Here is a 19,544-nt window from a genome sequence, read left to right as displayed (position 1 = left end):
CCGTAAACTGTTTAAAACCAGTACCCGCCAGGCGCGGCTAAACCTGAGTGACATCAACAATCAGCTTTAACTGTTGGCCTGGCTGTAAGTACCGCTCGGTATTAATATTGTTCCATTTTACAATTTCTGCAACTGAGACACTAAAACGCTGGGCAATCCGGGCCAGTGAGTCGCCTTTACGTACTTTGTAGTTCACCGTACGGGTAACAGCGGTACTGGGGCTACTTTGGCTATCATGCCACAATACCAGCTTCTGGCCAGGCTTGAGCGGGTCGCGCTGTACCATGCCATTCCATTTTGCTAAGTCGGCAACAGTGACTTTGTGAGCCCGGCTGATGTCCCACAGCGTATCCCCGCTTTTAACAATATAGTCGGTTCTTACACTGCCAGCAGTGCGGCTTTGTGCTTTGGCAATCCGGTTTTGCTGGCTCAGCTGGTAACTGTCGGCAGCCCTTGCTGACATCGGGATCAGTAAATGCTGGCCCAGCCGGATGGTATTGCCAGTTAAGTTGTTTAAGCGGCTGATGGCATCAACGGTGGTTTTGTGCTGGCGGGCAATCTTACCCAGGGTATCGCCACTGACGACAGTATAACGTTGCCATTGTAAGCGGTCTTCTGAAGCAGTTTTAGCCAGTTGTAAGCTGAAATTGTCTGCTTTAGCCAGCGGCAACACTAACTGATGCGGACCATCGGGATCGGTTGCCCATTGGTTAAATCCGGGGTTCAGTGCTTGTAGTTCGGCAACACTCAACCCTGCCAGCTCAGCGGCGATGGCCAGATCAATCTGCCCGCCAGTGGCAACCACGGTTATCTTGGGTTCATTAGCGATAAACTTCCAGACAATGTCAAAATCATCAGGTCGTTTTAAGATGTCGACCAGTGCCAGTAACTTCGGCACATAAGCGGTGGTTTCTGCTGGCAAGTCCAGTGACCAGAAATCAGTGGGCAAACGACGTTGTTTATTGGCGCGAATAGCCCGGCCAATCCGGCCTTCACCGGCATTATAGGCGGCGATGGCATTGAGCCAGTCATGCTCCAGGGTATTATATAAATATTGCAGGTAATCCAGCGCGGCCCGGGTTGATTCAATCACATCGCGCCGGCCGTCATACCAGAAGTTTTGCTTCAAACCAAAGCGGGTGCCGGTAGCAGGCATAAACTGCCACATGCCTGACGCCCGGGCGTGTGAGTAGGCAAAAGGATCGAAGGCGCTCTCAACTATAGGCAGTAAGGCCAGCTCCAGCGGCATATTGCGCTTTTCCAGTTCTTGAACGATGTAATACAAAAAAGGCTGAGCCCGGTTGGCAACCCTGTCCAGATAACTCTGGTGTTGGCTGAAAAAGTTACGTTGTTCGACTATCGGTCGGGTTTGCGGCACATTAAAGGTAAGTTGTAACTGAATGCGTTGCCATAAATCTTCCAGTTCAGTCGCATCCAGCGGCACCAGCTGTTCTGGTGCTGTATCGGCATACCATAACCGGTTGGCAATTTGCTCGGCGCTGGCGCCTTTCACCTGAGTTAGTGCGGCGCTGTTTTTGGTTACTTGTGTTTTTTCAGGAGCAGATCCTGTCGTGCTGACACAGCCACTGAGCAGTGCAACTAACATGACGGCAGAAATTTTTAAATGCATAGAGTCATTCCGCGGAAAAAATCTCATGTTACCTGTTCAATGCCTGATTGCAAGTCAGGATTTAAACTGGTCCTTCATTGCGCGTAGCCGGGTAAGCAAGTCAATGGCATTATCTTGTTGCAAGCGTTGTTGCAACGCTTTGTTTTCGCATCGCAAAAAGGGATTAATTTGTTTTTCTGTAGCTAAGTTTGCCGGCAAGGTTGGCTGATTAGCCTGGCGCAACATGATGCATTGTTGCTGATAGGCCAGCAGTGCCTGATTATCTGGCTCTACCGTTAAGGCAAAACGCAAATTTGCCAGGGTATACTCGTGTGTGCAATACACCTCTGTTGCGTCAGGCAGCGCCGCCAGTTTCTGCAAGGAGTGATACAACTGGGCGGGACTGCCTTCGAACAACCTGCCGCAACCGGCACTGAACAGCGTATCACCACATAATAAATACGGGGCGGCGTAAAAGCCAATATGGCCAAGGGTGTGGCCGGGTAAATCTAATACCTGAAACTGATACTGAAAAGGTGTAAGCTCGATAGTATCACCTTGTTGCACGTATTCCGTTAGCAGCGGTATTTTAGCGCGTTCAGCCGCAGGGCCGATAATGCGTACTTCTGGAAAGGCCAGTTGTAATTGCGCCAGACCAGCGGTATGGTCAGGATGGTGGTGCGTGATTAAAATAGCATATAAGGTTTTTTGCTGTTGTTGTAAAAGTCGCAGCACAGGAGTGGCATCGCCAGGGTCCACCACAACACAAAATGGGTTATCGGGCTGACACAGACTCCAAATATAGTTATCCTCAAAGGCAGAAAGTGGGCTAATAGTCAGCAGCAGATTTTCTTTTAACATTAAAGCGCCCTCAACGTTAAAGCAGGCACAACTTTATCATGAAACCGGCATTGAACGAAAACGAATCACAGGTACCGGTCAGTTGGCAGGCATTTTTGCAAGGGCCGGCGCTGGCCCAGGCCATTGGCGAGCAGTTACAGCCATGGTGGCAGCAGATATTTGGTTATTATTTATTAAAAGTCGGCGATCTGAGCAGTGATTTAACGCTGCCCGGTTGCAAACTTAAGCATCAGGTGCATTTAGGCAGCGTTGATAATGGCAATAATCATCTGATAGGCCTGCCGGATACTCTGCCGATCGACAGCCACAGCATTGATGCCGTTTTACTGAGTCAGTGCCTGGAGTATCAAGCCGATCCGCACCATATTGTCAGAGAAGCACACAGGGTACTGATGCCAGATGGCTATTTGCTGCTCACAGGATTTAATCCACTGAGTTTACTGGCTTTAGCGGGGGTAGCACCCTGGCTGAAACAGCGCTACCCATGGCAGGGACGGTTTTTTTCTGCTGGCCGGGTAAAAGACTGGCTACACCTGATTGGTTTTGAAGTGCTGGCTGAGCAACGGTTCTTTTATGGCAGCATGCTGGTAAACGAATATACCAATAACGGTATGCAGCGCTTTGCGGAAAAGTACCTGAATTATTTTGCCGGCTGTTATCTGTTGGTGGCGCGTAAACGTGAGTTGCCGTTGACACCTATCCGGCCGCGCTGGCAACTTTCGCCAGCCTTTGGCGAGGGGGTAAAAGGAGTAAGTGCCCGCCAGGACTGCCGTTAAAGGCTCTGTTTGCGGCGGGATAAGCTTAAACTTACTCGGTAAGCTGGCTTAACAGGTAGCCTTGTTGTTGTAACAGTTTTAATAGCCCGTCATCACCTGCCAGATGCAGCGCTCCGACCAAGACCATTGTGACGTGCTGCTCACTGCTCAGCGCTTTTAACTGTTCCATCCAGGCATGGTTGCGGTTAACCAGCAAAATTTCATACAGCTGAGGAATTTGCTTTAAATCGCCAATAAATAGTTGTTCCAGTTTGGCCGTATCACCACTACGCCAGGCTTGTTTCATGTCAGCCAGTTGGCTTTCGACCTTGTGCATATCGTTCAGGGTTGAACTGATAGTCAGATCCGGATCAAGCTGATTCATACCATCAAGCACTGCCAGATGCTCGTCCATGGTTTCCAGGCCGGCAATGCCTTTACCCTGTTGCTGGCCCAGCTGCATATAATGCAGGTCCACCCCGGTTTCAGCGGCGCCTATTCGTTTCATTTCAACCATGGCCAGCATCATGGTGGCAAAGCCAGGCTTAAAGCGGCTGATTGCGGCAATCGGCATATTGCGTTCAGTTGCATAGGCTTTCAGTTGCTGATAAACCCCGGCAGATAACACCTGTTCTAAGGTTTTGCCGTCAGTATAGGTATTTTGCAGCATCATTTTAGTTAACCCTGCCGGGCTGGTCAGCACATTTAAGTCTGTTTCAAACAGCAAATGGCTGCTGGCGTTAAAGGCGGTGTCGTATGCTGTGGGCAACGGGTAGTCACTTTTACTCAGGACGTGGACAGTGCCAGCCAGATAAAAATGCTGACCGTCTTTACTGACTTTCCAGACACTGGCAGCCCACAGTGCATTGCTTAACAGCAGCAACGCCAGGCAAAAAATCTGAGTTAATAAACGCATGGTGTCTCCTTACCAAAAAACGTACCAAAAAAGTAACCGATAAAAGTTACCACATTAAATCATCCGGGATCTGATAATCAGCGTAAGGGTCATCTTCATCGGGTTGTTGTTGCTTGGTGTTCAGCAGCACAATACTGCTGGCATCACGTTGTATAATTTTTTCAGCTACCGGGGCGGGGATTAAAATGTACTGCTCTGCCAGGCGGGCTATGGCCACTAAGCCACGGCTTAGTTCATCATGAAGCTTTTTACTGACATATAGCTTTTTAACCAGTTTGCCATCGACAAAATTAAAACCCAATTCCCCTTTATTGCTAATGGCATTCGTTTCAATAATTTGTTTTACCTGAGCGGCTAGCGCTTTTTGGGCCAGCTCGGCTTGCTTTTGCCGATTAAGTTCACGATCGCGAGCGACCTGCTCGGCTTTTGCCTGTTGTGCCAGGGTGGTGGCTTCATTGGCCAGCACCGTATTTTTGCCAGACTGGGTTTTTTGCTGGTGCTTTTCCTTTTTAACTTTTTTAACTTTTTTGGCATCAGCCAAGCCAGCTTTTAAAAGCTGGTCACGTAACGCATTGCTCATAATGGGGCTACTCGGGTTGCTGGGTAAATAAGCTGCTTAGTGTACCTTAAGCAATCTTATTAACTCAAATGGGCCAGTTCGGTTATCATATAGCAGTACTCTAAGGTGATGAGGTTAATTTTGCCATTTAAAGATTTAGCGTTAGATCCACGCTTACTCAGGTCAATTCAGCATTTGGGCTTTGATAAGCCTACCGAGATCCAGCAGGAGGCCATACCGGCGGTGATGGTGGGGCGCGATTTAATTGTGTCATCACAAACGGGTTCTGGCAAAACACTGGCTTATCTGCTGCCGATGATGCAACGCCTGCTAAAAAGCCGTGCTTTGTCGAAACAGGATGCCCGGGCACTGATTTTAGCGCCAACCCGCGAGCTGGCAAAGCAGGTATATGCCCAGCTGCGCCTGCTGGTATCAAATACGCCGGTAACCGCTGCATTAATTGTCGGAGGCGAAAACTTTAATGATCAGGAAAAAATTCTGAAACGCCAACCCACCATTGTGGTCGCGACTCCCGGACGTTTTGTTGATCACCTGGAGCATAAAACCCTGTTTTTGCAAGGTTTGGAAATGCTGATCCTGGATGAAGCTGATCGAATGCTGGATTTAGGCTTCCTGCCCCAGCTTACTGTAATTAACAAAGCAGCGGATCATCGTTTACGCCAAACCATGTTGTTTTCGGCCACTTTGGATCATGCCGAAGTGGATAATCTGGCGCTGGCGTTATTAAAGAACCCCTACCGGGTAGCGATAGGCGCGGGCTATCAGCAACATCAGGATATTGAGCAGCAATTTTTTCTGGCCGATAATCTGAGCCATAAAGAAGCGCTGCTCAGTCACTTTTTACAGCAACCGGATATAAAGCAGCTGATCATGTTTACCGCTACCCGGGCTGACGCCGAACGGTTAACCAGCGTTTGTGAAGCCGCAGGTTTTACGGCAGTGGGGCTAAGCGGTAAGTTAAGCCAGCAACAACGTAATAGCGTGATGCAGCAATTTGCCACCGGTAAGTTTCAGGTGTTGGTAACCACCGATTTAGCCTCGCGCGGCCTGGATTTACTGCAGGTATCTCATGTAATTAATTTTGACTTGCCCAAACACCCGGAAGAGTATGTCCACCGGATTGGTCGCACGGGCCGGGCTGGAGCTAAAGGCCGGGCGATATCCCTGGTGGGGCCAAAAGACTGGCCCAGTTTACAAAATATTGAAGCTTTTTTACGCCAGGCAATCGAATTCTCTGTGGTTGACGCCTTACCGGCGCGCTTCAGTGGTATCGTTGCCCCGCTAAAACATGCCAAAGTAGCGGCTAAAGGTGGTGCAGCAGCAACAGTGGCGAAGCCCCGGCCGGCGAAGCCTGGCAGCGCTAAAACCAAGGCGCCGGTGTTCTTTGAAGGCGGTGATGACGGCAGTGGTCCGGTAAGGCGGAAAAAATAATTGCATGCTGGTTAATTATTCAGCGTTTTTACTGCTACACTGAAAAAGTTAAGTTATATCTGCTGGCGCTAACTCGTTATAGCAGATGCAATTTAGCCGGTGCGGCCTGTAAAAGAATATATTTTCTGCTCGTCTGGTATTTGTGTTGACCGCATGATCAGCTTAACTGATAATGCAGTTGAATATTTACCCGCTTGATTACCTGGCCGGTAATATTTAAGTCGCCGGAATATCGGCAAATTTAGTTAAAGTAAGAGAGTGTTATGTCACAGTTAATTTCTGGTACAGTTAAGTGGTTCAACGAAGATAAAGGTTTCGGTTTCATCGAGCGCGAAGGCGGCAAAGACGTATTCGTTCATTTCCGCGCTATCAATGGTACAGGCCGCAAAACTTTAGTTGAAGGTCAGCGTGTAACTTTCGAAGTTACCGAAGGTCAGAAAGGTCCACAGGCTGAAAACGTCACTGTAACCGGTTAATCTGATAGTTTTGTAAAGAGCCAGCCACTGAGCTGGCTTTTTTATGTCTGAAATTCGGTCATCAGCCATTGACACTAGTTCCGACAAAAACCGTTAAAAGGGTAAGCTGAGCTGGCCAGGGTTGGGTGAGTTAAAGCCCAGTTGCAAGCCAACCAGCCTAACTCCTTGTTGTTGCCGGCGTTGCCAGGCTTGCTGCAACAACGGCATAAACTGCTCCAGACTGACGCTGTTAGACTGACACTCTACTGTGGTTTGCCGAAAATCGCTGAATTTAAGTTTTACCCCAATTTTATGTAAGCCTTGATTGCCCTGGTTCGCCAGCCGCATTTGTAGCTTTGGCCACAGTACACTTAGCGCGTTGACACAATCCTGATAGGCTGCGATATCGGTCGCCAGGGTGTGTTCTACACCAACCGATTTGGCATGGCGCTCCACCCTTACCGGCCGCTCATCTATGCCCTGACTGCGTTTAATCAGGCTGTCTGCCATGGCGCCAAAATGCTTTACCAGTAGCGCCAGATCGCATCCGGCAATGTCCTTACATTGCCTCAGTCCCAACTTGGCCAAACGTTCTGCCGTTTTACTGCCAACACCGGGAATTTTCGCCAGCGGTAAGGTTGCCATAAAAGCGGCGACATCAGCAGGTGTAATAACGAACAAACCATTGGGTTTATTTTCATCACTGGCAATTTTTGCCAGAAATTTATTGGGGGCAACCCCGGCTGAGGCAGTTAAGCCGGTTTCAGCCAGAATAACCCGGCGAATATCCTCGGCGATACGGGTTGCACTGCCAGCAAAATGGCTGCTATCTGTGACATCCAAAAAGGCTTCATCCAGAGATAACGGCTCAATTACATCACTGTAACGCTGGAAAACGGCCCGTATTTGGCGGCTGACAGTTTTGTACTTGTCCATATTGCCAGCCATCAAATGCAGTTGTGGGCATAATTTCAGAGCCTGGCCGGTTGGCATAGCTGAACGCACGCCAAAGGCACGGGCGGGGTAATTACAGGTGGCAATAACGCCGCGGCTGCTGCGACTGCCGCCAATGGCTAATGGCAGACTGGCGAGTGATGGGTTATCGCGCATTTCCACTGCAGCAAAAAAACAATCCATGTCGATATGAATAATTTTGCGCTGATTGGTCATAAGTGTATTTTAACTGTATTGATATACAGTATAGTAGTGGCTGGCTGCGGTCTTGTAAAGTGTCAGTAACGTTAGCGCGACCTGTCCAGCTCTGATAATGTACTGGCAATAAGTTAAATGGATGGCCAGACGGCTATATTTTCGGTGCATCCGCCATAAAATCAGGGTAGAATAGCTGCCAATTCAGAACCCCTAGTTAATAAACCAGTAAGCGTAAACCGCGCCCAGGAGAAAGCATGTTAAAGCGTGAGATGAATATTGCCGATTTTGACCCGGAATTATGGCAGGCCATTACCGACGAAACCGCCCGTCAGGAAGCGCACATTGAGCTAATCGCGTCTGAAAATTATGCCAGCCCGCGGGTGTTACAAGCGCAAGGTTCACAGCTTACCAACAAATATGCCGAAGGTTACCCACACAAGCGCTACTATGGTGGCTGTGAGTTTGTTGATATTGCGGAAGATTTAGCGATAGCCCGCGCCAAGCAACTGTTTGCTGCTGATTACGCTAATGTGCAGCCGCACGCAGGCTCACAGGCCAACGCCGCGGTGTTTTTGGCCTTACTGGAAGCCGGTGATACCATTTTAGGCATGAGCCTGGCGCATGGTGGCCATTTAACTCACGGGTCGCACGTCAGCTCGTCAGGCAAATTATATAAAGCGGTACAATACGGCTTACATCCAGAAACGGGTGTGATTGATTATGATCAGGCTGAAGCGCTGGCGCTGGAACACAAGCCAAAATTAATTATTGCCGGCTTTTCTGCTTACTCAGGCATTGTTGACTGGCAGCGTTTTCGTGACATCGCCGATAAAGTTGGCGCTTACTTGTTGGTTGATATGGCGCACGTTGCCGGCCTGGTGGCAGCCGGTTTATATCCAAACCCGGTGCCGGTGGCTGACGTTGTTACCACTACCACCCATAAAACACTGGCCGGCCCGCGTGGTGGTTTAATTCTGGCGCGTAAAAACGAAGCCATTGAGAAAAAGCTGAACTCTGCGGTATTTCCGGGGAGTCAGGGCGGCCCGTTAATGCATGTTATCGCGGCAAAAGCGGTAGCTTTTAAAGAAGCGTTAGAGCCTGAATTTAAAGTGTATCAGCAGCAAGTGCTGAACAATGCTAAAGCCATGTGTGATGAAATGATCAAACGCGGTTTTAAGATCGTGTCTGGCGGCACTGAAAATCATTTATTCCTGATGGATCTGATTGACAAAGACATTACCGGTAAAGATGCCGATGCTGCTTTAGGCAAGGCCCATATTACTGTTAATAAGAACTCAGTACCCAATGATCCACGCTCACCTTTTGTCACCAGTGGTTTGCGGATTGGCACGCCAGCTATAACCCGTCGTGGCTTTAAAGAAGAGCAGGCCCGCCAGGTTGCCGGCTTTATTTGTGATGTACTGGACAATATTCATGATGATAGCGTGATTGAACGCGTTAAAACCGATGTTGGCCAGTTGTGCAGTCGCTTCCCGGTTTATGCCTAAGCGTTAAATTAGTGCTATTATGGCCGCATTTGCGGCCATTTTTATCTCTGAGAACTGCCTATGTATTGTCCCTTTTGTAATGCTGATGACACCAAGGTGATTGATTCGCGCCTGGTGGCAGACGGCCATCAGGTGCGCCGCCGCCGGGAGTGCCTGGCCTGTCATGAGCGCTTTACCACCTTTGAAGCCGCCGAATTGGTGATGCCCAGGATCATTAAACGGGATGGCTCACGCGAGCCTTTTAATGAAGATAAACTGCGTAACGGTTTATTAAGATCGCTGGAAAAGCGGCCGGTCTCAACCGAGCAGATAGAACAACTGATTCAGAAAATTAAATCGCAACTGCGCGCCACAGGCGAGCGTGAACTGGCCAGCAATATGCTGGGCAATCTGATTATGGATGAACTGGTGAAAGTGGATAAGGTGGCATACGTCCGTTTTGCTTCAGTGTATCGCTCGTTCAAAGATATTCGTGAGTTTGGCGAGGAAATTGCCCGCTTAGGAGAGCAATAGTGGCCTTTAGCGCAGCGGATCATCAGTTTATGGCGCTAGCGCTGCAACTTGCCGCTAACGGCCGTTTTACTTCAGACCCCAACCCTAATGTGGGTGCGGTCATTGTGCAACAAGGCGAGGTGGTGGGTAGCGGCTATCATCATCAGGCCGGGCAGGGTCATGCTGAAGTGTATGCGCTGGCAGAGGCCGGCAACAAGGCCAGGGGGGCTACCTGTTACGTCACACTGGAGCCATGCAGCCATTATGGCCGTACACCGCCCTGTGCTGAGGCGTTAATTGCCGCAGGGATAAGCCGGGTGGTGATTGCGATGCCTGATCCTAATCCCTTGGTGGCTGGTAAAGGGGTGACATTATTACAGCAAGCCGGGGTAGCCGTAAGTAGCGGTTTAATGCACGCAGAGGCCCGGGCATTAAACCGCGGTTTTTTAAGTGCCATGGAGCGACAGCGGCCGTGGCTTACATTAAAACTGGCGGCCAGTATTGATGGTCGTACAGCATTGGCCAATGGGCAGAGCCAATGGTTAACCAGCCCGGAAGCCAGAGCCGATGTGCAACTGTGCCGAGCGCAAAGTAGTGCCATATTATCGACCGCCAGTACGGTACTGGCAGATAGCGCCCGCCTGAATGTACGACAGTTAACCACCGGCAGGCAGATTACTACCTTGCAAAATGGCCAATTGCGCCAGCCGTTAAGAGTCATTCTGGACCGGCGTCAGCAGTTGACCGGCAGCGAGCCGCTGTTTAGCCTGCCGGGGCCAATTTTACTGTGTATCAGCCCCGGCCAAACTACGCGCAAGATGCCTGCACAGGTACAGCAACAAGCAATACCACTGGCAGCGGATGCTTATTTTGATTTAACGGCGTTGTTGTATACGCTTGCCGCCGCACAGGTGCGAAGTATCTGGGTTGAAGCCGGCGCTATGCTTGCGGGGGCCTTATTGCAACAACAGCTGGTGGATGAATTTATCCTGTATCAGGCGCCAGTACTGTTAGGGCCGCAGGCAAAAGCACTGGCGCTGTTACCAGAATTAACCGAGTTGGCGCAGGCCAGACGTTTCGAGTTTACCGATGTTAGCCGGTTGGGGCCTGATATCAGGCTGACGGCAACGCTGACAACGTAGTAATTTTTTAACCGCTTTTCCCGCCAGTGTTGCGGGCACGGCTATATCGCCCTAACGTGGCTTTATTTAACAAGGGTTTTTATGCAACTGAATACACCTGCTGAAATTATTGAAGACATTCGTCAGGGCAAGATGGTGGTATTGATGGATGACGAAGATCGCGAGAACGAAGGCGATCTGGTGATGGCGGCTGATTATGTCACGCCTGAAGCCATCAATTTTATGGCAAAACATGGCCGCGGCCTGATTTGTCTGACACTAAGTAAAAAGCGTTGTCAGCAATTACACTTGCCGTTGATGGTCGATGCTAATAAATCGCCCTTCGCGACCAACTTTACCGTGTCCATTGAAGCGGCAGAAGGGGTTACCACAGGCATTTCCGCGGCTGACCGGGCGCGTACGGTTAAGGCTGCGGTAGCGCGCGATGCCAGCCCGGCAGATATCGTCCAGCCTGGGCACATTTTTCCGTTAATGGCGCAGGATGGTGGGGTGCTGGTGCGGGCTGGTCATACTGAAGCTGGCTGCGATTTAGCCCGGCTGGCAGGGTTGGAGCCGGCAGCGGTCATCGTGGAAATACTGAACGATGATGGCACTATGGCCAGGCGGCCTGATTTGGAAGTTTTTGCCCGCGAACATAATATTAAAATTGGCACTATTGCTGATTTAATTGAATATCGAAATTTAAATGAAACCACCATTGAAAAAGTAGCTACCTGTCAGCTGGCAACTGAAGTGGGCGATTTTCAGCTGGTGACTTTTAAAGATACCATCGATAATCAACTGCATTTCGCGTTAGTCAAAGGTGAAATTAAAGCGGAAGCGCCAACCCTGGTCAGAGTGCATTTACACAATACGTTTTCCGATTTACTGTTAGCTGATCGTGCTGCCAATCGTAGTTTCCCTTTGCATACCGCCATGAAACGGATCGCCGATGAAGGCGGTGTGCTGGTATTGCTGGGTAAACATGAATCTACCGCAGAGCTGGTGCGTATGGTGCAAGCTTTTGAAGCCGAGGATAAAGGCGAGCAACCGAAAACGGCGCCGTGGAAGGGCACATCGCGTAATGTGGGGGTGGGCTCACAAATTCTGGCCAGTCTGGGCGTGAAAAAAATGCGCTTGCTAAGCCAGCCTAAAAAATACCATGCTCTGTCGGGTTTTGGCCTGGAAGTTGTGGACTATGTGTCAGAATAACTGCGATGCCGAATGTGCGTTTTTGTGATACTATGCGCGGCTGATTTTTGCAGCCCCAGATTCGAGAGGATTTACCATGCAAGTGATTGAAGCCGGCTATGTAGCCAAAGGCAAGAAGTTCGCGTTAGTCGTGGCACGATTCAACGGTTTTATCGTAGAAAGCTTGTTAGAAGGTGCAATAGATACCTTAAAACGGGTAGGCAACGTCGCTGAGCAAGATATTACGGTAGTGCGGATCCCAGGCGCTTTTGAAATGCCACTGGCCGTGCAGCAGGTTGCTGCCAGCAAAAAGTATGATGCTATTATAGCGCTGGGTGCGGTGATCCGTGGTGGTACGCCGCATTTTGAATATGTGTCCGGAAGCTGTACCAATGGTATTGGCCAGGTGGCGTTGGCACATAGCTTGCCGGTTGCCTTTGGTGTGTTAACGGTCGATAGCATAGAGCAGGCAATAGAGCGATCGGGTACCAAAGCTGGCAATAAAGGCGCGGAGGCGGCTATGTCGGCATTGGAAATGGTTAATGTGCTGGACCAGCTGTAACAGGAAAATTTATGAAACCAAATGTGCGTCGTCAATCGCGTTCACTGGCGGTACAAGGGATTTACAGCTGGCAGGTCAGCCATAATCCGATAGCCGATATTGAACAGCAGTTATTGCTGGAAAATAATGTTAAACAGCTGGATGTGGCCTATTTCCAGGATATTTTACGGGGTGTGGTATTGCACCATAGCAAGCTGGATGAGGCGTTAAAGCCTTATCTGGAGCGGCCGTTTGAAGATGTCGATTTAGTGGAGAAGGCGGTCTTGCGGGTCTCTGCCTATGAACTGAAATACCGGCTGGATGTACCATACAAAGTGGTCATTAACGAAGCCATTGAGCTGGCGAAGGCCTTCGCTGCCGATGACAGTCATAAATTTGTCAATGGTATTCTGGATAAAGCAGTACGAGTACTGCGAACCAACTAACGGAGAGCCGACGTTAGTCGGCTTTTTTATACACTATGGGTGAATTTGAACTTATCGCCAGCTTCTTTGCTGACTCTGGTATTGCGCGCCAGGATGTCATTGTTGGCGTGGGCGATGACGGTGCGGTGCTGCAAATGCGCGATGGCTACGATTTAGTGGTTACAACCGATACCATGGTTTGTGGTACCCATTTTTTCCCTGACGTTGATCCCCGGGCACTTGGCCATAAGTTAGTAACGGTCAATGTCAGCGACTTAGCGGCGATGGGCGCAGAGCCTGCCTGGTTGTCGTTAGCTTTAACCTTACCGAGTGTCGATGAAGCCTGGCTGCGCCAGTTTGCTGCTGGCCTGGCTGAAACCGCAGATTATTATAACTGTCGCTTAGTGGGAGGCGATACGACTCGCGGCCCACTGAGTCTGACTATGATTGCTAAAGGCCAGGTGCCACGTGGCCGGGCTATTACCCGCGCTGGTGCCAAAGTCGGTGACTATATCTATGTTACTGGTACACTGGGTGACGCGGCCCTGGGGTTAAAAGTATGTCAGGGCCAGGCGCAAACCAGTAAAAAGCATCAGGCGCATTTGTTGCAGCGCTTTCACTTCCCTTCAGCCAGAGTGGCATTAGGGCAGGCGCTGCGTAATGTTGCCAGTAGTGCGATGGATCTCTCCGATGGCTTGTGCGGTGATCTGCCTCACATTTTGCGTCGCTCAGCCGTAGGCGCCTATATTGATGTGCACAAGCTGCCGTTATCACAAGCGTTAAAAGATAGCTGTGATCAGCCTGTGGCATTTAAAATGGCCTTATCGGGCGGCGAGGACTATGAGCTTCTGTTTACGGTACCTGAAAGTAAGCGTGGTAGCCTTGATGTGTTATTATCACCCTACGGCGTGCCCTTTACCTGTATCGGTCGCATTACAGGGGCTACTGGCAAGTTGGAATTAAAAGCCGGGGAGCAACCATTTGACTATCAGCATCAGGGATTTTTGCATTTTCCATGAATAAGGTTAGGTTTCAACTTAGTCGCTGGCAGCACTTGTTGGCATTGGGCTTTGGTGCAGGCCTGGCGCCCAAAGCGCCTGGTACTTTCGGTACTTTAGTTGCGATCCCTTTTATTATGGCCTTTGCGGCGTTGGGCCTGACCTGGTATCTGGCATTTCTGGTGGCTGGCACGGTGCTTGGGGTTTATATCTGCGGTAAAACTGCAGACGATGTTGGTGAGCACGATCACGGCGCTATTGTCTGGGATGAAATTATAGGTTATGCGCTCACTATGCTACTGGTACCCATCAGTGTGCAAAGCGTAGTGGCAGGTTTCTTATTATTCCGTTTCTTTGATATTGTAAAGCCCTGGCCAATTCGTTGGTTTGATCAAAAAGTGCATGGAGGGCTTGGCATTATGCTGGATGATATTCTGGCAGCACTACCCGCCTGGCTGATCTTACAATTATTATTGCATTACCAGTTACTGAATTAACGGTCGCTAAGTACCAGGCACAGGGCGAGTACATGAAAAAAACAATGCTACTGGCAGTTGGGTTACTGTTTAGTCTGGTCGCTAAGGCTGAGCCACAGGACGTGTTGTTAGCTCAGGTAAGTAGCAACACCAAGCCGCTGCAGTCGGTTTATGACTTTGATATCCGCCATTGGACCAGTAATGATGGCTTGTCCAGTAACTCTGTGCGCTCTGTCGCGCAGGACGATATGGGTTATCTGTGGCTCGGCACTTTGTATGGCCTTAACCGCTTTGATGGTTTGCAATTTGAACATTTTACCACTGATAACACCCGTCATCTGGCCAGTAACTCTATTACCCGTTTATTACGCGATAACAATGGTTACATTTGGGTTGGTACTAAAGCCGGCCTGTCTGGCTTTAATCCCGCTACCCTGAAATTTGAACGCTACCCCATCGTATCCGAGGTTACCGCAATTATTGCCGTGGCCGAGAACGAAGTGTGGGTTGCTGCTGACAATTTGTTCCGGATTAGAGCTGGAAAAATCAGCCGGATTGAAGCGGTACGCAGCCAGGTCAATCAACTGGAACGCGCAGGTGAAGGCATTTGGGTCAGCACCGCTGAGCATATTGTGCTGCTGAACGCTGACGGCAGCCAGCAACTGCAGATGTATCCACTGCCGCTGGAATTGGCGCAAACCCCGGTTTACGATTTAACTGTTACTGAGGCGGGCTTACATCTGGCCAGTGAAAGTGGTTTTTATCATTTAACCGCAGACTCTGAGATTAAAAAGTGTGACTTACCCGATGGTGAGCATAGCCCGGTGTATAAGTTATTTAAAGATAGTCAGCAAGGCAGTTGGATTTCAACGTACCGCAAGTTGTTTTATCGCCAGCATCAGCAACACTGGCAAAAGGTGACCAGTGCTGAACTGGGCAGCACGCCCTGGTTTAGCGACATTTTCGAAGATGCACAGCACAACATCTGGCTGGCGAGTTACAGTGATGGTATTTACCGGGCAACCGCCGGTCATATTCGCAGAATAGTAAATGGCTTAGCCGATCCTGTGGTGCGAAGTGTTGGCGTTTCGCCAGATAATGAATTGGTTATTGCTGGTCAATCAGCACTGCAAATTCTTAATTCAGATGGTGAATTTACGACTTTACTGGATGCTGATATTTTGGGCAATCAGACAATCAATGACTTATTCTGGCCTGAACCTCATGTACTTTGGTTTGGGGTTGACAGTGGTTTGCTACAATACAACCGACAAAGTCGTGAACTCAGTGTGCCTTTTCCCAGCTTGCAGGGCAATGCGATTAAAGTAGTACAACCTGCTGTAGACGGCGGGGTGTGGCTGGGCGGCGTCAGAGGCTTGTATTATGCTGCCAGCAACCAGTTGACGTTTTCGCCCCTGAATGAACACTTTGAGTCGCGTAATATTACCGTGCTGCAGCAAACGCCTGAACAATTATTCATTGGTACCACCCGGGGCTTGTACCAGCATGATCAAAATAAACTACAACGCCTCGGCGTAGGTTCGCCATTGTACAATAGCTTTATCCTCGCCTTGTTGCATTTACCTGATGGTAGTTTGCTGGTCAGTACTATTGATGACGGTATATTTATCCGGCGCCATGACAACAAGTGGTTGCAACTGCACAGTGCTAATGGCATGCCGCACGGTCCGGCAGTGGGTTTTAGTTATGATGATGAACAACAGTTGGTATGGGTAAGCAGCCATAAAGGCATCTTCCGCTTGCTGCTGGCCAATTTGCCACAGGACAGCACCCAACCATTTGTAATTGATGAGGTGCTGACGCCCTTTGACCGACAATTGGGTAGTGGCCCTAATCGCTGCTGCAATGGCGCTGGCCATGCCAAGATTGTGCGTTGGCAGGATGAATACTGGTTTCCGACCCTGAACGGTTTGATCGCAGTGCAGGCCGATTTAAAAAGACTGACAGCGCAGGTGCTCAAACCACAAATTAAGCAGGTTAATACCACACAACTGTATCAGGTTGTACCCGGTCAGCAACGGCTGGTGCTGGAAATGAACGAGCGCAATGTCACCTTGCTTTATTCTGCTCTGGAATTTATCAAGCCTGATGCCTTGCAGTTTCGCTACCGGTTAGAGGGATTTGACAGCCATTGGCACGACGTAGGTGAGCGGCGAGAGGCGGTGTATACCAATTTGCCACCGGGCAATTATATCTTTCAGTTGCAGGTCAGCCAAAGTGGCCATGGTTGGCGCAGTGCTGATCTGACGGAGTTGACGCTGGTTGTCCCAGAGCGCTTTGACGAGACCTTACTGTACCGAACCTTGTGGTTACTGTTATTGCTTTGCTGTCTGTACGGTGTGTTGTGGCTGCTAAGACGAAATACCTTGCACAAACAGTTGGAACTAGAGCGCTTAGTTAAGCAACGCACCCAGGAGCTGGAAAATAGCAATGTCAGGTTGAATGAGTTAAATGATCAGCTAAGCCAGTTAACCCATAAAGATAATTTAACGGGTCTGCGCAACCGCCGTTTTATGTTTGAGCAACTACCGAAAGATATCGAGCACTTTCAGCGCAATCGCGAATCTATGCAGGCCCAGGGTAAGTGTATAGCTTTGCTGCATGTTGATTTAGATAATTTTAAACAGGTTAACGATCAGTATGGTAATAGTGCGGGGGATAGCCTGATCCAGCAAGTGAGTGGTTTGCTGATCCGGGAAACCCGCGGCTCTGATTATGTGGTGCGGTTCAGTGGTGCTGCTTTTGTCTTGGTGTTGCGGGATATTCAAACTGACCTGGTGCGTCAGTTCAGTTACCGCTTGAATGAACAGATTGGCAAGGCAGCCTTTACGCTACCAGATGGTCAGGTTGTCAGGCTAACGTGCTCAATTGGATATGCTCGCTATCCATTGCCGTTACTGGGTGGACAGCTAATAAACTGGGAAGTGTCGTTGCAACTGGCTGAGCTGGCGTTGTATCACGTAAAGCACCATGGCAAAAATGCGGTGGCAACCCTTGCTTTCGACTCGCAGCTTGATGCATTTGAGTTTGAAGATTCGGCCCATATTGAAGCACAAATTGAAAAACTGCTGGCAGAAGGCCTGGTTTGGTTTGAACAGGGAGACAGCCAGGCCCTGTAAAGTGCCTGGCGAGTTGTTATTAACGGTTGATAAACGCGGTAATTTGCTGGCTGATACCGCAACTGTCTAAACCCAGTTCAGCATAAATTTCCTGCTGAGTGCCGTGTTTAATAAACTGATCTGGCAGGCCTAAGTTTAATACTTGCAGTTTATGGCCCTGCTGCAGCAGATAATCGTTAACTGCAGAGCCTGCACCACCTATCAGTGCATTGTCTTCTATGGTAACAATATGACTATGGTTTGCCGCCAGCTCCTGCAGCAAGCGCTTATCTAACGGTTTAACAAAGCGCATATCGACCAGGGTCGCGTCAAGCGCATTGGCAATATCCTGGCAACTGGCCAGTAGCGTGCCAAAGGCTAAAATAGCCAGCTTGTTGCCCTGGCGAACCACCCTTGCTTTACCTATAGGCAGCAGTTGCATATGCTGTTCCGGGTCGATGCCCGTGCCTATGCCGCGGGGATAACGCACTGCTGCGGGGCCGGGATGCTGGTAACCGGTATATAACATTTGCCGGCACTCATTTTCATCCGATGGCACCATCAGCAACATATTGGGTATACAGCGAATAAAGCTGATATCGAACGCGCCTTGATGCGTAGGACCATCAGCACCGACAATACCGGCCCTGTCAATGGCGAAAAGCACATCGAGGTTTTGCAGTGCCACATCGTGGATCAGTTGATCATAACCACGTTGCAAAAAGCTGGAGTATATTGCCACTACGGGTTTTAAACCTTCAATGGCCATACCGGCTGCCAGTGTAACGGCATGCTGCTCGGCAATGGCTACATCAAAATAGCGTTTGGGGAAGCTTTTGGAGAATTGCACCATATCCGAGCCTTCGCGCATGGCCGGGGTAATACCTTGCAACCGTTCATCCTGTGTCGCCATATCACACAACCAGCGGCCAAAAATATTGGAAAAACTCGGTTTGCCGGCCTTTTTTACCGGCTGACTACTGGCATCAGGATCAAACTTTGCCACGGCGTGGTAACCAATAGGATCGGCTTCTGCTGGCGCATAACCCTTACCTTTTTTGGTTACAATATGCAGCAGTTGCGGACCTTTTAAATTCCGCATATTGCGGATGGTATCGGCCAGGGTAATCACATCATGGCCGTCAATCGGGCCAATATAATTAAATCCCAGCTCTTCAAAAAAGGTACCTGGAGTTACCATGCCTTTAAAGTGCTCTTCGGCACGGCTGGCCAGCTCATGTAAGGGGGGCACACCGCTGAGTATTTTCTTTCCCCCCTCACGCAGGCTGGTATAAAAACTGCCTGATAATATCCGGGCAAAATATTGGTTTAGTGCGCCCACGTTCTCTGAAATCGACATTTCGTTGTCATTTAAGATCACCAGCATATCGGGGCGTACCTCACCGGCGTGGTTCAGCGCTTCAAATGCCATACCGGCGGTTATCGCACCATCGCCAATCACCGCGACCACTTTGCGTTTGCTCTTCGCCTGGCTGGCGGCAATGGCCATGCCTAACGCCGCACTAATCGAGGTGCTGGAATGGCCAACAGTCAGGGTGTCGTATTCACTTTCTTCCCGGCATGGAAAAGGATGCAGCCCCTCTTTCTGGCGGATGCTGTGCATCTGGTCACGCCTTCCGGTTAAAATTTTGTGTGGATAGGCCTGATGGCCCACATCCCAGATCAAGCGGTCAAACGGCGTATTGTAAACGTAATGCAGGGCGACGGTCAGCTCAACGGTACCAAGGCCTGAGGCGAAATGGCCACTGCTCTGACTAACGGTTTTTAATAAAAAACTGCGTAACTCTGCGCTCAGTGCCGGTAGGCTGTCCTGAGGTAACTGACGCAGTTGCTCTGGCACATTGGCTTTGGCTAACAGCGGGAAATCGGTCATATTTAATGCCATGTTCAATG

The 19,544-nt window shown here is 49.7% G+C and carries 18 protein-coding genes; 12 read left to right on the top strand and 6 right to left on the bottom strand.

Annotation, left to right across the window (positions count from 1 at the left end; genetic code table 11):
* Positions 1–37: 37 nt before the first annotated feature.
* Together WG68_RS17060 and gloB are read right to left on the bottom strand one after the other, a co-directional pair.
* Entirely contained in the window at positions 38–1,630 is a 1,593-nt protein-coding gene (locus WG68_RS17060; RefSeq protein WP_046558926.1) for a lytic transglycosylase, read from the bottom strand.
* A gap of 54 nt (positions 1,631–1,684) precedes the next feature.
* Positions 1,685–2,470 (bottom strand): hydroxyacylglutathione hydrolase, encoded by a 786-nt coding sequence (gloB, locus tag WG68_RS17055; RefSeq protein ID WP_052749153.1) that lies wholly within the window; start codon positions 2,468–2,470, stop codon positions 1,685–1,687.
* 38 nt (positions 2,471–2,508) lie between these two features.
* Here gloB and WG68_RS17050 point away from each other — a divergent pair, with 38 nt between their 5' ends.
* Positions 2,509–3,246 (top strand): methyltransferase domain-containing protein, encoded by a 738-nt coding sequence (locus tag WG68_RS17050; protein ID WP_046558925.1) that lies wholly within the window; start codon positions 2,509–2,511, stop codon positions 3,244–3,246.
* A gap of 31 nt (positions 3,247–3,277) precedes the next feature.
* On the opposite strand, the gene WG68_RS17045 is transcribed toward WG68_RS17050, so the two are convergent.
* Both WG68_RS17045 and WG68_RS17040 read right to left on the bottom strand, forming a co-directional pair.
* A complete protein-coding gene (locus WG68_RS17045) occupies positions 3,278–4,141 on the bottom strand; it encodes a TraB/GumN family protein (RefSeq protein ID WP_046558924.1) in 864 nt (287 codons plus the stop codon).
* 46 nt (positions 4,142–4,187) lie between these two features.
* Positions 4,188–4,721 carry a DUF2058 domain-containing protein gene (locus tag WG68_RS17040; protein ID WP_046558923.1) on the bottom strand — a complete coding sequence of 178 codons (534 nt, stop codon included), beginning with the start codon at positions 4,719–4,721 and terminating at the stop codon, positions 4,188–4,190.
* A 108-nt stretch (positions 4,722–4,829) separates the two neighbouring features.
* On the opposite strand from WG68_RS17040, the gene WG68_RS17035 reads away from it, so the two are divergent.
* Positions 4,830–6,152 (top strand): DEAD/DEAH box helicase, encoded by a 1,323-nt coding sequence (locus WG68_RS17035; protein ID WP_200897627.1) that lies wholly within the window; start codon positions 4,830–4,832, stop codon positions 6,150–6,152.
* 263 nt (positions 6,153–6,415) lie between these two features.
* Positions 6,416–6,628, top strand: a complete 213-nt coding sequence (locus WG68_RS17030; RefSeq protein ID WP_019674773.1) for a cold-shock protein — start codon at positions 6,416–6,418, stop codon at positions 6,626–6,628.
* Positions 6,629–6,721: 93 nt separating this feature from the next.
* On the opposite strand, the gene dinB is transcribed toward WG68_RS17030, so the two are convergent.
* A complete protein-coding gene (dinB, locus tag WG68_RS17025) occupies positions 6,722–7,777 on the bottom strand; it encodes a DNA polymerase IV (RefSeq protein ID WP_046558922.1) in 1,056 nt (351 codons plus the stop codon).
* 236 nt (positions 7,778–8,013) lie between these two features.
* Between dinB and glyA the strand changes: the two genes are divergently transcribed.
* The 9 genes from glyA (at position 8,014) to WG68_RS16980 (ending at position 17,651) form a co-directional block, all read left to right on the top strand.
* Positions 8,014–9,267 carry a serine hydroxymethyltransferase gene (gene glyA / locus WG68_RS17020; RefSeq protein WP_046558921.1) on the top strand — a complete coding sequence of 418 codons (1,254 nt, stop codon included), beginning with the start codon at positions 8,014–8,016 and terminating at the stop codon, positions 9,265–9,267.
* A gap of 60 nt (positions 9,268–9,327) precedes the next feature.
* The gene (gene nrdR / locus WG68_RS17015; protein ID WP_019674770.1) at positions 9,328–9,780 is read left to right on the top strand and encodes a transcriptional regulator NrdR; all 453 of its coding nucleotides are present in this window, start codon (positions 9,328–9,330) and stop codon (positions 9,778–9,780) included.
* Complete coding sequence (ribD, locus tag WG68_RS17010; RefSeq protein WP_046558920.1) at positions 9,780–10,901, top strand: bifunctional diaminohydroxyphosphoribosylaminopyrimidine deaminase/5-amino-6-(5-phosphoribosylamino)uracil reductase RibD; 1,122 nt, start codon at positions 9,780–9,782, stop codon at positions 10,899–10,901. The genes nrdR and ribD overlap by 1 nt, the downstream gene beginning before the upstream one ends.
* Before the next feature lie 81 nt (positions 10,902–10,982).
* Positions 10,983–12,092 carry a bifunctional 3,4-dihydroxy-2-butanone-4-phosphate synthase/GTP cyclohydrolase II gene (gene ribBA, locus WG68_RS17005; RefSeq protein WP_046558919.1) on the top strand — a complete coding sequence of 370 codons (1,110 nt, stop codon included), beginning with the start codon at positions 10,983–10,985 and terminating at the stop codon, positions 12,090–12,092.
* Positions 12,093–12,168: 76 nt separating this feature from the next.
* Positions 12,169–12,633: a 6,7-dimethyl-8-ribityllumazine synthase gene (gene ribH / locus WG68_RS17000; protein ID WP_046558918.1), complete on the top strand. Its 465-nt coding sequence runs from the start codon at positions 12,169–12,171 to the stop codon at positions 12,631–12,633.
* 11 nt (positions 12,634–12,644) lie between these two features.
* Positions 12,645–13,058 (top strand): transcription antitermination factor NusB, encoded by a 414-nt coding sequence (gene nusB / locus WG68_RS16995; protein ID WP_046558917.1) that lies wholly within the window; start codon positions 12,645–12,647, stop codon positions 13,056–13,058.
* A gap of 35 nt (positions 13,059–13,093) precedes the next feature.
* Entirely contained in the window at positions 13,094–14,056 is a 963-nt protein-coding gene (thiL, locus tag WG68_RS16990) for a thiamine-phosphate kinase (RefSeq protein WP_046558916.1), read from the top strand.
* Entirely contained in the window at positions 14,053–14,532 is a 480-nt protein-coding gene (locus WG68_RS16985) for a phosphatidylglycerophosphatase A family protein (protein WP_046558915.1), read from the top strand. The genes thiL and WG68_RS16985 overlap by 4 nt, the downstream gene beginning before the upstream one ends.
* A 32-nt stretch (positions 14,533–14,564) precedes the next feature.
* On the top strand, positions 14,565–17,651 hold the full coding sequence (locus tag WG68_RS16980; protein ID WP_083981955.1) for a ligand-binding sensor domain-containing protein: 3,087 nt from the start codon (positions 14,565–14,567) through the stop codon (positions 17,649–17,651).
* 19 nt (positions 17,652–17,670) lie between these two features.
* Here the strand turns inward: WG68_RS16980 and dxs are convergent, their stop codons facing one another.
* A complete protein-coding gene (gene dxs, locus WG68_RS16975) occupies positions 17,671–19,536 on the bottom strand; it encodes a 1-deoxy-D-xylulose-5-phosphate synthase (protein ID WP_046558914.1) in 1,866 nt (621 codons plus the stop codon).
* Positions 19,537–19,544 lie beyond the last annotated feature (8 nt).

The sequence above is a fragment of the Arsukibacterium ikkense genome (genome assembly GCF_000987775.1).
GTDB lineage: Bacteria > Pseudomonadota > Gammaproteobacteria > Enterobacterales > Alteromonadaceae > Alishewanella > Alishewanella ikkense.
The sequence above is the reverse complement of the archived record's forward strand: the minus strand, read 5'-3'. Positions and strand labels throughout refer to the sequence as shown.

Excerpts from the sequence above, each read along its gene's own strand:
- nrdR (WP_019674770.1), top strand. The coding sequence starts at position 9,328 with ATGTATTGTCCCTTTTGTAATGCTGATGACACCAAGGTGATTGATTCG.
- glyA (WP_046558921.1), top strand. The coding sequence starts at position 8,014 with ATGTTAAAGCGTGAGATGAATATTGCCGATTTTGACCCGGAATTATGG.
- nusB (WP_046558917.1), top strand. The coding sequence starts at position 12,645 with ATGAAACCAAATGTGCGTCGTCAATCGCGTTCACTGGCGGTACAAGGG.
- gloB (WP_052749153.1), bottom strand. The coding sequence starts at position 2,470 with ATGTTAAAAGAAAATCTGCTGCTGACTATTAGCCCACTTTCTGCCTTT.
- WG68_RS17030 (WP_019674773.1), top strand. The coding sequence starts at position 6,416 with ATGTCACAGTTAATTTCTGGTACAGTTAAGTGGTTCAACGAAGATAAA.
- WG68_RS16980 (WP_083981955.1), top strand. The coding sequence starts at position 14,565 with ATGAAAAAAACAATGCTACTGGCAGTTGGGTTACTGTTTAGTCTGGTC.
- dxs (WP_046558914.1), bottom strand. The coding sequence starts at position 19,536 with ATGGCATTAAATATGACCGATTTCCCGCTGTTAGCCAAAGCCAATGTG.
- WG68_RS17040 (WP_046558923.1), bottom strand. The coding sequence starts at position 4,721 with ATGAGCAATGCGTTACGTGACCAGCTTTTAAAAGCTGGCTTGGCTGAT.
- WG68_RS17035 (WP_200897627.1), top strand. The coding sequence starts at position 4,830 with ATGAGGTTAATTTTGCCATTTAAAGATTTAGCGTTAGATCCACGCTTA.
- WG68_RS17050 (WP_046558925.1), top strand. The coding sequence starts at position 2,509 with ATGAAACCGGCATTGAACGAAAACGAATCACAGGTACCGGTCAGTTGG.
- WG68_RS16985 (WP_046558915.1), top strand. The coding sequence starts at position 14,053 with ATGAATAAGGTTAGGTTTCAACTTAGTCGCTGGCAGCACTTGTTGGCA.
- WG68_RS17060 (WP_046558926.1), bottom strand. The coding sequence starts at position 1,630 with ATGCATTTAAAAATTTCTGCCGTCATGTTAGTTGCACTGCTCAGTGGC.
- thiL (WP_046558916.1), top strand. The coding sequence starts at position 13,094 with ATGGGTGAATTTGAACTTATCGCCAGCTTCTTTGCTGACTCTGGTATT.
- WG68_RS17045 (WP_046558924.1), bottom strand. The coding sequence starts at position 4,141 with ATGCGTTTATTAACTCAGATTTTTTGCCTGGCGTTGCTGCTGTTAAGC.
- ribBA (WP_046558919.1), top strand. The coding sequence starts at position 10,983 with ATGCAACTGAATACACCTGCTGAAATTATTGAAGACATTCGTCAGGGC.
- dinB (WP_046558922.1), bottom strand. The coding sequence starts at position 7,777 with ATGACCAATCAGCGCAAAATTATTCATATCGACATGGATTGTTTTTTT.
- ribH (WP_046558918.1), top strand. The coding sequence starts at position 12,169 with ATGCAAGTGATTGAAGCCGGCTATGTAGCCAAAGGCAAGAAGTTCGCG.